The 12,190-nt window shown below is 48.5% G+C and carries 13 protein-coding genes; 2 read left to right on the top strand and 11 right to left on the bottom strand.

From position 1 onward, the window contains the following. Positions 1 to 45 precede the first annotated feature (45 nt). Together AYJ59_RS01675 and pnuC are read left to right on the top strand one after the other, a co-directional pair. Positions 46 to 324, top strand: coding sequence for a hypothetical protein (locus AYJ59_RS01675; RefSeq protein WP_127119134.1), 279 nt, complete (start codon positions 46 to 48; stop codon positions 322 to 324). A 28-nt stretch (positions 325 to 352) separates the two neighbouring features. Next, on the top strand, positions 353 to 937 hold the full coding sequence (gene pnuC / locus AYJ59_RS01670; RefSeq protein WP_038152328.1) for a nicotinamide riboside transporter PnuC: 585 nt from the start codon (positions 353 to 355) through the stop codon (positions 935 to 937). A 25-nt stretch (positions 938 to 962) separates the two neighbouring features. On the opposite strand, the gene AYJ59_RS01665 is transcribed toward pnuC, so the two are convergent. The 11 genes from AYJ59_RS01665 to AYJ59_RS01615 all read right to left on the bottom strand — a co-directional run bounded on the left by AYJ59_RS01665 (position 963) and on the right by AYJ59_RS01615 (position 11,872). Next, positions 963 to 1,889 carry a phosphotransferase gene (locus AYJ59_RS01665; protein ID WP_127119133.1) on the bottom strand — a complete coding sequence of 309 codons (927 nt, stop codon included), beginning with the start codon at positions 1,887 to 1,889 and terminating at the stop codon, positions 963 to 965. Positions 1,890 to 2,042: 153 nt separating this feature from the next. Continuing rightward, entirely contained in the window at positions 2,043 to 3,452 is a 1,410-nt protein-coding gene (locus AYJ59_RS01660; RefSeq protein WP_127119132.1) for a hypothetical protein, read from the bottom strand. Further along, positions 3,449 to 4,102 carry a tetratricopeptide repeat protein gene (locus tag AYJ59_RS01655; RefSeq protein WP_127119131.1) on the bottom strand — a complete coding sequence of 218 codons (654 nt, stop codon included), beginning with the start codon at positions 4,100 to 4,102 and terminating at the stop codon, positions 3,449 to 3,451. The genes AYJ59_RS01660 and AYJ59_RS01655 overlap by 4 nt, the downstream gene beginning before the upstream one ends. Beyond that, complete coding sequence (locus AYJ59_RS01650) at positions 4,102 to 5,001, bottom strand: type II secretion system F family protein (RefSeq protein WP_127119130.1); 900 nt, start codon at positions 4,999 to 5,001, stop codon at positions 4,102 to 4,104. Before AYJ59_RS01650 ends, AYJ59_RS01655 begins: the two co-directional genes overlap by 1 nt. Before the next feature lie 3 nt (positions 5,002 to 5,004). Beyond that, positions 5,005 to 5,946: a type II secretion system F family protein gene (locus AYJ59_RS01645; protein ID WP_127119129.1), complete on the bottom strand. Its 942-nt coding sequence runs from the start codon at positions 5,944 to 5,946 to the stop codon at positions 5,005 to 5,007. After that, entirely contained in the window at positions 5,943 to 7,349 is a 1,407-nt protein-coding gene (locus AYJ59_RS01640; protein WP_127119128.1) for a CpaF family protein, read from the bottom strand. The genes AYJ59_RS01645 and AYJ59_RS01640 overlap by 4 nt, the downstream gene beginning before the upstream one ends. After that, on the bottom strand, positions 7,350 to 8,618 hold the full coding sequence (locus AYJ59_RS01635; RefSeq protein WP_127119127.1) for an AAA family ATPase: 1,269 nt from the start codon (positions 8,616 to 8,618) through the stop codon (positions 7,350 to 7,352). Next, complete coding sequence (locus AYJ59_RS01630) at positions 8,618 to 10,201, bottom strand: type II and III secretion system protein family protein (protein WP_237260356.1); 1,584 nt, start codon at positions 10,199 to 10,201, stop codon at positions 8,618 to 8,620. The genes AYJ59_RS01635 and AYJ59_RS01630 overlap by 1 nt, the downstream gene beginning before the upstream one ends. Further along, entirely contained in the window at positions 10,198 to 11,082 is an 885-nt protein-coding gene (cpaB, locus tag AYJ59_RS01625) for a Flp pilus assembly protein CpaB (protein WP_127119126.1), read from the bottom strand. The genes AYJ59_RS01630 and cpaB overlap by 4 nt, the downstream gene beginning before the upstream one ends. Before the next feature lie 79 nt (positions 11,083 to 11,161). Further along, on the bottom strand, positions 11,162 to 11,629 hold the full coding sequence (locus AYJ59_RS01620) for a hypothetical protein (RefSeq protein WP_127119125.1): 468 nt from the start codon (positions 11,627 to 11,629) through the stop codon (positions 11,162 to 11,164). Between the two features lie 9 nt (positions 11,630 to 11,638). Continuing rightward, entirely contained in the window at positions 11,639 to 11,872 is a 234-nt protein-coding gene (locus AYJ59_RS01615) for a DUF4244 domain-containing protein (RefSeq protein ID WP_127119124.1), read from the bottom strand. Positions 11,873 to 12,190: the final 318 nt, after the last annotated feature.

The following is a 12,190-nucleotide window of genomic DNA, read 5'->3' as shown; positions in this document are numbered from 1 at the left end:
TTAAAGCGAAACGTTCAAACCCAATGCCGCATTAAGGAGATATTCATGCCATTACAAGCGTCCATCGACATCAGCATGTACCCATTGCAGGATCAATATTGCCAGCCGATTATCGACTTCATCGAATCACTGGAAAAACGGCCGGACATTCGTATCGCCCGCAATGCGATGAGCACCCAGATTTTCGGCGATTATCGCACCTTGATGGCCGCCCTCACCGACGACATTGAAACCGTGCTCGCCGACCAGCCCAAAACCGTTTTCGTGCTGAAACTGCTCGGCACGGATCGCTCCGAAGCGGATATTGAACGCTGTGGCGATTGAACAATTTGCCGACGGCGTTCTGGCGTCCATGTCGGCCTTATCCGGCTGGGAAATCGTCGCCACGCTACTCGGTTTGGGCTACATCTTGTTTGCCATCCGTCAATCGGTTTGGGCTTGGCCCTGTGCCTTTTTCAGCACGCTGATCTACACCCTGCTGTTCTGGCAAGGGCAATTGCCTTTGCAGGCGGTGCTGAACGGCTATTATCTGTTGATGGCCATTTACGGCTTCTGGCTCTGGCGCCAACCGGTAAAAAGTGACAACGGCATTGCCGTGCATCGCAAATCGCTTGGGTTCCACTTGCTGTATCTGGTGACGGGGTTCAGTTTGACGTTCGCGCTGGGCGGTTTTCTGGAAAGCGGCGATCATTCACGCTTTCCGTATCTGGATGCGGGGGTCATGGTGTTTTCGGTCATGAACACCTATCTGATGGCGCGCAAAGTGCTGGAAAACTGGCTCTACTGGTTGGTCATCAATTCGGCCGCCATCGTGCTTTATTGGCAAAGCGGCTTCTACTTCACCATCGTGATGTTTGTGCTGTATTTCGGCCTGGCGATTGTCGGGTATCGGGAATGGCGTCAGGACTGGGCACAACGTCAGCACTCCGAACCTTAAAAAAGAAGTACTCGGTCAGTTTGGCTCAATCCAGCCAAACCGGCCGTTCCTGCCAGGCCTGGTAGTTTGATTCCCCAAAGACATTCATCAGAAACAACGCGGCGCGGTAAGGCGCTCGAACGGCTGAAACCGTCGGAATTTCCGCCACTTTTTGATATTCGTTACAAAATTCATCAAATTGATTTTCGTTCAGCAACAGCTCAACCAACACCCAATCCAAAGCAATCGGCCCGGCCACCAGCGCATCCAAATCGGTCAAACCGGTTAAGCGGCCGTCCTGCTGCAAAAACTGATCCCACCGTAAATCGGGCATAATGATGCCAAACGGCCCGGCGTCGAAATCCGACTGAAAAACCTTATCACATTCACCCAACAAAGCGTCGCGCTCGGAAGCCGGCACACCCTTCTCCGGCGTCGCTTGTTGTTCTAACCACGTTTTCAAATGGTTTGACCAGGCCTGGTGAGTTTGCCGATTAAACTCTGGACAAGTGATGTCGCCAAATCCCTCGAAAGACACTCGATGCAACCCCGCCAAATGACGCGCCAACTGTGCCACCATTTCCGAAGTAACCGACTCGGCTGTCACCGCTCGCCCCGGCAAACAATCCGTGCGCAATCCCCACAGCCCGGCAGACGGTTTTAACCACAGTTGCCGAAGGGCCGGAATCCGCAACTCGGTCGCGTCCGCCACCATCCGATACAGGGTTTCAAACCTGGAAATCTGCTGCGGTAAATCCACATAGAATAACGCTTGCATCCCCTGCCAGAAGGGCCCGGCATCATGTGTAACGGAATTCAAAACCTTAATAACATCACGCTGTCCAGCGTCGTCGTAAAACCAAATTTGATGACTGCTGTCTTCAAACACCGTCGGCAAAGGTTGCAGGGCTTTCCGTTTCAATTCGGACACTTGGGACAATAAGGTGGTTAAAGGGTCTGAGTCAGGCAACATAAAACCGTTATATTAAAATTCAAAGGCATTAAGAAGAGAATGAAGTGACTATATCAGAAGATGTGTTTTTAAAATCGGAAAAAGTTCGAAATCCGTCTCAGAAACAGATTCCGAAAACATGAGCAACGTACTCAAACTCTGGAACAAATACGATTAGGCCTCTCGCCATTCACCAAACACCCACCAGCCATGCCAGTGCATTTTTTTGACCGTACAATCGGTCTCTTGGTAGGAACGTTCCCAATCCAAAAGCGGAGAGGTCCAAATGCGGCGCATCACTTGAAAAAAACCATTTCGGGAGGACTGTAATCCGGAAAAATCTCGGCAGCTGTAATAATGTTCATTGGCCCCCGTGGAACCATTAATCGCATCCATAAAGCCTTTAATCGGCGAGGCAAAATCGTATTTCAAATCCGGGTCAGCCGAGTAACGAATACAATCGGTATTACCAAACATAAAATCTTGTATCACATTCATAAAACCGCCAAAAAAGCCTTTATTCGGATAAGCGCATACGCCGGATCGGCCAACATAAAAGGTATCCCCATCCAACTCCCAAGGATTCTTATATTTTGGATAAGTCATCATAAATGAGGAAACTTTTTTACGACCGGTAAACTGCATCGGAGCATTCCCAGCCACCCACTGCGCATCGGCTGCATTCCAATGGGCTTCCGGAAAAGGATTCACGCCGTCGTTAATGGTTAAGGGTTCATCGGCCAACACCGCTTGCCAGGTCTGGCTGGTTTTATCCGTCGGATTCATCCCTTCATAAGGCTTCGCCACCCATTGCGGCGAGAATTGCACGGTATCCGCCTGATAGTATTCCGCATCACCACCAAAAAACATCCCCATCATGCCACCCCCGACAGAAGGGGCAATCCCGGTTTCACAATAACGTTTCCGATCCCCTGAATTCGGTGCGCCCATCACGCTTTGCGTTTCTTCCGCCACCAAGCAAGCGTTGTAACGGGCGTCACAGTAACAACTGGCCATATCCGGCGAGTCAATGTCACTGGCCGATAAACCGTAAACCGCACGCCCGGTCGGGCGAAAAAACGGCAAAAGCGACGTAGCACTGCTTTCTTTAATCTCAATACTCACCGCACTGAAATCCGGCGGCATTTCGTCCTCTGCCAAACCGAACTTAGGATTCTCCGCATTATGTTCCAACGGCTCGAATTCTTCGTGATAAGTGTACTCCATACCGCTGGAAGGATCGGTATAAGTCACCGGCGAATCCAGCGGCACCATATTGCCGAACTTGACCGTCAAATTCACATTACTATCCACCTGATGCCCCAAACCCTTGAGCATATCGGATAATTTTTCACGCACCAAATCCCCCTGACCATTGGCCACCATTTCACGTGTTAAAGACATTTCAGTGCGAAGGGCCACCGGTGCGATGGCTTGTGCGTAATTATCGAAATTACGATCCATAATCATTTTATTGCCCAACTCCAAGGCCGTATAAAAGCCGGTAAACCCAATGGACATAATGGCAATTCCGATAATCGAAATCGCGCCTCTTTGTGAATGCAACTTCTGACGCTGTCTCATACACCCTCCACGGTTTTGAGCAGGTTTAAATTATTGGCCGCTTTGGTATTGAGCGGATCTTTTTGTAAGGCTTGTTGAAAATACTGTTTGGCCTGAGGGTAGCGTTTTTGCAATAACGCACTGAACCCCAGGTTATTCAGCGCACTGACTTGTTCGCTGTTGGAAGCCCCATCATCATCCAGCCAGGATTGGTATATTTTTTCCGCCAATGCATAGTCATCATTCATTAACGCCAGTCGAGCCAGTTCTCCCTCATCATCCCTGGAAAAACCGGACAAGCCCTGTGCCTGCTTCCAAGCCGACAACGCCAGTCCATATTTCTTTTGGCCTTCATAACTTTGCGCTAGCAGACGATAGACGTCGATATCCTGTGGCCGAAACTTGCGCATTTTTTGCAGCAGGTTTTCCGCCGCTTGATAACGCTCATCCTTGATTTGCATTCTGGCCATATCGAGGGCAAACTTATACTCATCTTCGACCCCCAAGTTTTCCGCCAAAGGCTTGTCTTCCTGAGCGCTTTTGGCATAATCCAGGCGGGTTGGTTCATTTACGTCCAAGCTGCTGCAACCGGAAAGCAGCACCAATAGCGAAAAGGTGCTTAAGACAAAAACAAACCTTCCCGTCCAATGGTTACGAGTGTTTCTTAACATTAAAAACTCCTTCCAAACTGCACCATTTGTTCCGCCAACAGCAAAATCAAATACGGAATCATCAAGAACGGCATAATCACCAAGGCCATTTTGGCAGACGTTTTCGCGGCTTTTTCCTGCATCAACTGTTCACGGTTCAAATACATACGGCGCGAAAACTCATTAATCGCTTCACTGATGGAACTTCCCAGTTTTTCATTTTGAATCAACATTTGAATCAAACTCTCAATGTCCTTGGTCGGGTTACGCTCGGCAAACTGCCGCAATGCTTCGGTTCGAGGCACGCCCAGTTGAATTTGGTCCAACAAATAATCAAACTCGCCGCACACTTCGGGCGCAATTTCTCGTAATTCCTGAGTGACCCGTTTCATCGCCACCATATAACTCAACCCCGCATTCATGCAGATATTGCTCATGTCCAAAAAATCCGGTAACTGAATATTAATGCGTGCCAAACGTTTATTGCCCAGATAAATCAACACCCGTTCCGGCAACAGCAACATCACCGCCGGCACCGCAAGCATCCAAATCGGCGAAATCGCCCACCAACTCCACAAAACCACCATCAGCAAAGCCGCCCCAATCACCAGGGCATATTTAATGAAAAAATAAGCCCCAAACGCATTGGGTTGACGAAAACCAGCGCGAGACAATTGCTGCTGAGCCGCTTCCATTTCTTTCGACGTTTTCGGGCCCAAAGCCCTGCCCAACGCACACCAACCACACCCTTGATAGCCGTCTTCTTTGCGCGTTTTAAACACTTGCATCAGCCCAACACGTACCTTTAAGTGCTCCACCGCCAACTGCCTGTTCTGAGCGCGCAACAAATGACGCACCACCATCAACGTCACGATAAACGTCAAGGTGGCGACCAAAATCAGCAATATCGCTAAATTCATCCGTTAAAACCTCATGGTCAGCATCTGCTTTAAAATCAAGGTGCCTGTGCCAATCAACGCCAGCGACAAAATAAATAATTTAATCCCCAAGGAATCCTGCAAAAAAAACGTCATGGATTCAGGATCAAACAAATATTTATAAAGAATGTATGCGACCGGAGCGCCACCGATAAACCAAGCGGTAAAGCGCGACTCGGCCGTCATGGTTTTCAGCTTGGCCTGAAATTGCTCCCGCCGGCGCATCAGACGTGACAACTCGGTCAAAATCGCCGACAGCTGCCCACCCGTTTCCCGCTGAATAATCAACGTAATCACAAAAAACTGCGCTTCCTGCAAGGCCACACGAGATTGAAACTCTCGCAGAATATCCCGCATACTGATGCCTAACTGCAGTTGCTTGTTGACTTCTTGAAACTCGTCCGCCAACGGGCCTTTCATGTCTTCAGCCACCGACGCTAAAGCCCCGTCGATGCTGTAACCCGATTGCAAAGCCCGAACGGTGTTATCCAACATTTCAGGGAAGTCGCTCCGCAATTGCTTTTGACGCTGACGTATTTTTAACAAGAGATAAATTCCCGGCAGAAACGGCAATAGCAAAAGAACAAACAACGTTTTTTCATTTAACACCGAATATTGCGTCGCCAGGAAAAAGGCACTGACAAATAGCAAGACAAACTGCAACGCCACTAAACTGATAAACGCTTTTCGATCCGTCAACCCGGCCTTTTTAAATTGGCTTTTTAACCAAAGCCACAAACCATTGTCGGAAGCCTGCCACCAAGGAAGGTTCTGTTCCTCTTTGGTCGCCAATTCAAATCCAACCCGAAACTTAAGTCGATTAAGCGCCTGTTGATGTTCCTGGCGACGCTCCGTCTGTTTCGCCACCACAAATAAAATAAACGGCAACATCAACACCAGCGCAACGCCGACAAACCCCCAGCTCATGCCACCACCTCTTGACGGAATTCAAACCATTCCGCCGGTAAAGCCAAGCCCATGGCCTCACATTTCTTACCGCACCCTGGACGCAACCCTGTGGCACGGAAAGCGCCTTTGATTTGATTCGTTCCTTTATCGATTTGGTTTTCAAAGACAAAAATATCCTGCAGAACGACATTATCCTCTTCCACTCCGACCACTTCGGTCACGGATTCCATTCGCCGCTTACCGTCCTTACCGCGATTAACATAAATAATCAAATCAATGGCACTGGCAATCTGTTTTCGAATCGACTGCGCCGGAATATCGACCCCACTGAGGTTAATCATCAGCTCTAAACGTGCAATGCTGTCCCTCGGACTGTTTGCGTGCAAGGTTGCCAACGAACCATCATGCCCGGTGTTCATCGCCTGAAGCATGTCCAGCACTTCGCCGCCACGCACTTCCCCCAGAACAATCCGGTCTGGCCGCATTCGCAGCGCATTTTTCAACAATTCGCGTTGTGTTACTTCCCCGGCGCCTTCGGCATTCGGTGGACGCGTTTCCAAACGCACCACATGCGACTGCTGCATACGCAATTCGGCACTGTCCTCAATGGTCACGGTGCGTTCATTTTCCGGAATCAACCCCGAGAGCATATTCAAGGTGGTGGTTTTACCCGAGCCCGTTCCGCCACACACCAAAACATTCAAACCCGCTTTAACGGCATAATCCAAAAACAGAAACATCTGCTCCGTCATGGCGCCAAACGCAATCATGTCTTTAGCACGCAAATGCTTTTCGGGGAAACGTCGAATCGACACGCTAATGCCGTCCACCGCCAAAGGCGGGATAATGATATTAATACGTGAGCCATCCGGTAGACGGGCATCCACTAACGGCGAGGATTCATCCACACGTCGACCGGTGGTATAAAGCATCCGATCCACCTTGTTGCGCAAATGCTCTTCACTGATAAAACGCACATCCGTGAGTTCCAGCTGTCCGTTTCGTTCCACATAAATCTGGTTATAGCCGTTTATTAAAATATCCGAAACAGAGCTATCCGCCAATAAGGGTTCAATTGGCCCCAAACCATAGATTTCATCCAGCAATTCCACACCGAGCTGGCGCACTTCGACATCCGATAAGGGATACCCCATATCCGCCGCCACTTCACGCACCAACTCTTCCAAACGCGGGCGCAATTCCTGACGAGTCTCCTGGCTATCCGCCTGATAAAAAGCATCGTCTTCGGTGGCTTTTTTCTGGCAACGATGTTTAATTTCCTGAAAGCTATTGCTTTGTTTAAGGTCTGTGTCTTTTTTCAATCCACTTGGCCGCACTTTCGGTAACGATTCCTTGGTGGCCAATTCATTCTGCAACTTCCGGTGCTGCTCAGCTTGGTGTAAACGCTCTCGAATTCCCATTTACGACACCACTGACTTTTCATTTAAGCTACCGTTTGTTTTCGGCTCACCCATTCGTTTGAACATGCGCTGTTTCAATACTGGCCACCAACGGTTTTGCTTTGACCGTTTGACATTTTCGGCCTGAGCTTCCATTTCAGGTAAAGACGCACCATTATGTAATAGGTTAGCCAAGCTGTGCAGTTGAAAATTGGCTATCGAATCCGCGTGAGAATCCTTAAGTAAACGCCCTTCTTTCAACGAATCATTAAAAGCGCGATAATCGTTGGATACGCGCACCACCGTATCCACATCCATATCTTTAACCATTTCCTCCAACATTTCGTCCTGCTGGCTGGCACTCCGGTTCAAAACCAATTTTAAAGAGTCTTTTAAATAACCCAGTGTCTGAGTGAGTTTAATGGCGGTGTTTACGGCGCGGAAAGAGGACAGTGACGGCTCTGCAACCAATACGATATTATCGGACTCATCCAAACAACTCAGTGTCAAATCCGACAAATCACTGGCGCAATCAATGACCACATGGTCGTAATAGCGTCGCAAAGAATGAATGATGGTCTTGATTAATTCACCATTCAGATTATCCAACTCACTGACTTCCGACGGTAACGACAACACATATAACCCGGATTCATGACGGGATAAGGATTTATAAATCAGATTTTCATCAAAACGATTCAGGTTATAGACAAAGTCCGTCAAAGAATAGAGACGTTGATTTTCCATATTCAAATACAAAGACGTATCCCCCAACGGCATATTCAAGTCCACCAGGACGGTTCGGCCATCAGTCAACTCTGTCAAGTGCGACGCCAGATTGGTGGCGAGTGCCGTACAGCCCACGCCACCTTTTAAACTGAAAAAAGACGATACATTGCCGTTTTTTCCCTGCCGACGTCGATCCTGCATATGCAGAATGGACAGAATATGCAACACTTCACCGGGGCACTCGATAAACCCTTGCACGCCCTGGTGGTTTGCCTCAATGATAAAGTCCACATTTTTACGCTTTAACAGCACATAAAGCGACACCCCTTTACCGAGAGTCAATACGCTATTAATACGCTCCAAAGCCACGTCCACATCACCATCAAATTCCAATAACGCCAAACTGACATCTTCCGGCCACACATGCGGCACTTCGCTGACCGCCTCCAATGAATATTTCGAGGCAATCGAGACCTTAACCGCCTCCAAAATATCCTCATCAGACCCAATGTAAATGGCTTGGTTTTGCGCAATGCCGTGTGTTGTTATTGAATTTGTCATTAGGGCTTCTCCAATCCAACTTTCACATCCAATTCCGGTAAAGCGCTTTCACCTTCCGGCAACAAGTCAGCCACTTTGCCCATAAAGAAACCGTCAGTGGCGCTTGGGCGGGTTAAACGCTCGCCCGGTAACGACACCTTTTGACCTTTCTCAATCGGCTGAACAAACTCCGGTGTCACCAGTATCGCCAACTCCGTCTGATCTTTGTCGTAACTTGTTGAACGGAACAAAGCGCCCAGAATCGGAATATCGCCCAATAACGGAATCTTATTAATGGACGTGCGCAAGTTGTCTTGAATTAAGCCCCCAATGACAAAGCTTTGACCGTCCGCCAGCGTAATGGTTGTGGAAGCACGGCGCGATCGAAAACCGGGGACAATAATGGAACCATTTTGCGAGCCGGCACTTTCATCGATATTGCTCACTTCCGGTGCCACCGTCATTTGAATCAGGCCAGACTCGGTAATCACCGGACTGAAACGTAGCCGCACCCCAAACTCTTTATACTCCACCGTGATGGTGTTTTCGTTTTGGGACACCGGAATCGGCACTTCACCACCGACCAGGAAATCGGCCGTTTCACCCGATTGCACAATCAGCTCCGGCTTGGCCAGAACGCGCGCCAGGTTATTGCCTTCCAAAAGGGATAAAACTCCGAAAATATTCCCGTTACGTGGGTTGATCCCAATTTGAAAACCATCCGAAAATGGAAAGGCCAAACTGGCGGGCGTGCCGGAAGCCACCTTATCCACATTCAGAAGAAAGTTGGCATTCGTTCCCAGGTTACCGGGTGGAAATAAGCCAAACGTATCTTTTTTACTGCGCATGGCCACGCCACTGCGGAAGGGGTTGCCCTTCACCACTTCAGCCACACGCACCGACAACTTAATCTGCTGCGGCCCCGTGACCTTAATCATATTCACCACACTCAACCCCAAGGCCGACACCACCGATTGAATACGGCTTCGTTGTGCGTCATTCGGCACTTCACCACTTAACAGCACCATATAATTTCCGGCCAACGGCTGGGCACCGAAACTGCCTGCGGTTTGTGCCGCTTGCAGCACTTCTTGATCCTGACGGCGCATATTCGGTGCCGAGGCATCCTCGTCCAACTGAGTGCCGATTTCATCCACCTGACGGCGCACGGCGGTTTCCGGTTGCAACCAGACATTTTTCAGTTGAAAACGCACCCCGCCTTCCGGGTTCAAATCTTTTAGCAACCCCGTCAAAGTGGATTCAATTTCTTCTCGACGCGATTGATCCGGGGCCACATTCAAGACCACCTTATGGTCTACTTTCGGCGTATCCCGATAGGTGACAATTAATTGCGTTCGCCCAGCCCCTCGTCCGGTAATCAGCAACTCATTTTTGCTAAGCACCTTAACGGTGGCCAAATCCGGGTTGGCAATCAACGCGCGTTTCAAACTCTTATCAAATTTGATAATCTGACTGTCGGTTTCGGTTAAATCATAGGTCTTAGCCAAGGCTGCAGATTGGGACTGGGATGGAAAAATCATCATCCCCAAACAAGCCGCTAAAACGCCTGTCTTCAAAAAGCCATAGTCGCTTCTCGGTTTCATTGTGTAATTACCTCTTGCACCTGATCACCCTGCATAATTTGGATGACTTCACGGCGTGATTTCGGTTTAAACTTAGGCGGACGCTGACGACTGCGCTCGATGACTTTGACATTGACGCCGTCGGTTTCCACCAATTTAACGTCTGCCGCGCCCCGCAAAGCGAGATGCACCGCACCGACATTCATGGCGAGCGTCAATTGTTCCGCTTGGAGCGTATCCACATTCAGGGCCACCATCGATTCTTTGACAAATGCCTCACCTTGATGATTTTTTTGCTCTTTTTGAGCTTGCTCTTCTTTGAGATACCCCATTCGGTTGGTTTGCCCAATTGACAGCACCTCAATGTTTTGCAAAATGGTTCGACTGATCATGCGCTTGCCGTCCGCGCTTTCAAACACACTGATGACATCCACGTGATCGCCGGGGTTCAACATTCCCAGCAGACCGCTTTCCGCGGAAACCGGCAAGCGTATCGCACGTCGTCCCGGCTCCAGAATGGCTTCCACACTTTTATCGGACTGGCCTTCCAACCCGACCTTTTGATCCAAAAGCCATTCGCCCACATAAATGTGCTGTTTGGCCACGCGTCCGACCACATTTTCCGGTTGCGTGACCACGCCATTCACCAACAAACCTTCTGTCGGCACCATCAGCACTTTAATGTCGTCGGCTTCGATTTTTTCACCGCGATACAGCTCCCGATTCGCCACGACGACCGAGCGCATATCCGGCTTTTCAACCACGGTAATGGTTTTGACTTTGGCTTGAGATTTCGCTTCCGAAACCCGGCTTTCAACGTAACCGTACACCAGGCCAATCGCCAATACGGCCGCCAAAAGCGAGGTTCCGTACAGCACGAAATCGCTTCGTTGCATTTTCATAATGGTTAGAATCTCTGTATTGCACCAAAAGACCTCCGCTTGAATCTCAAACCGATTCAATCAGACAGACAAATGTCTTTTAGCAGCTCAAATCAAAACTGATAATCAGTTTGGCTTTCACTGGAAAGCTCTGAGCGAACGCCTCCGGCAGGAATAACGTTTGCGAGGGAAATTGGGCTTTGAAGATATAGGTTGAGGGCGACTCGCCCGGTTGCTTTTGAATATCCACATTCACAGCGCTTTTATCCAAGCCGTCAAACAGCCCGGTAAAGCCATCCTTAATGAAGGTTTCGGCCCCACCTGAATTCAGTTCGACTTTGTGAGCTTGGCATGTCACCGTATTCAATGTGAGATCAGGGTCAATCGCCTGCGCATTGGCCTGATTCATCATCAACTGATAGGCATCGGCCATGACATCATTGGCCGACAGTCGATCAGCCACATAGCCGATCAAATCCACCACGGCCAACAACGCAATCATCATAAAAGGCAGCAGATAAGCCGCCTCAATCATCAAAGCCCCTTTTTGAAATTTAAGCGGTTTCATGCAAGCCGCTTAGTCGCCGCCGCCCATTGAATTTTTAGCCTGTGTTGCCGCTTCAGTGACAATATCATTAACCGCCTTACCCATGCCTGTAGAAGTATCAGCTTGAAAGACTAGGGCCGCGATGCCGGCCACAGCCGCCACAACAACGGCATATTCAATCATGGTAGCGCCTTTTTGTTTTTTGAGCTTTTTATTCAATGATTGTTCAATCGTAGATTTTGACGTATTGGTTTTTACTAACATATTTATCTTCCTTGATTTTTTGTCAAATTTAGAGTGCTGCCGATTTCGGCGTTTTTCCATTTAAACGTAAGGACTTTTACCATGCAATAAAATTAATAACTTTTCATAAGCAAAACTTTTAATAGAAAGATAAGCGTTTTTTAATAGGTTTTCTAGCTTCAAAAAAAACCAACTAACCAATTGATATAACTAATAAATATTAATTTTTTATCACCATAAGATAACTTAATTTAATAATATTCTTATATAAGAGTATTCTAATCTTAAGGGCGCTTTTAAGGCCTCATTCAGAAAATTTCGCATCTTTTTTTCTAAAAA

This window comes from Thiomicrospira sp. S5, assembly GCF_003991075.1.
Taxonomy (GTDB): domain Bacteria; phylum Pseudomonadota; class Gammaproteobacteria; order Thiomicrospirales; family Thiomicrospiraceae; genus Hydrogenovibrio; species Hydrogenovibrio thermophilus.
The sequence above is the reverse complement of the archived record's forward strand: the minus strand, read 5'-3'. Positions and strand labels throughout refer to the sequence as shown.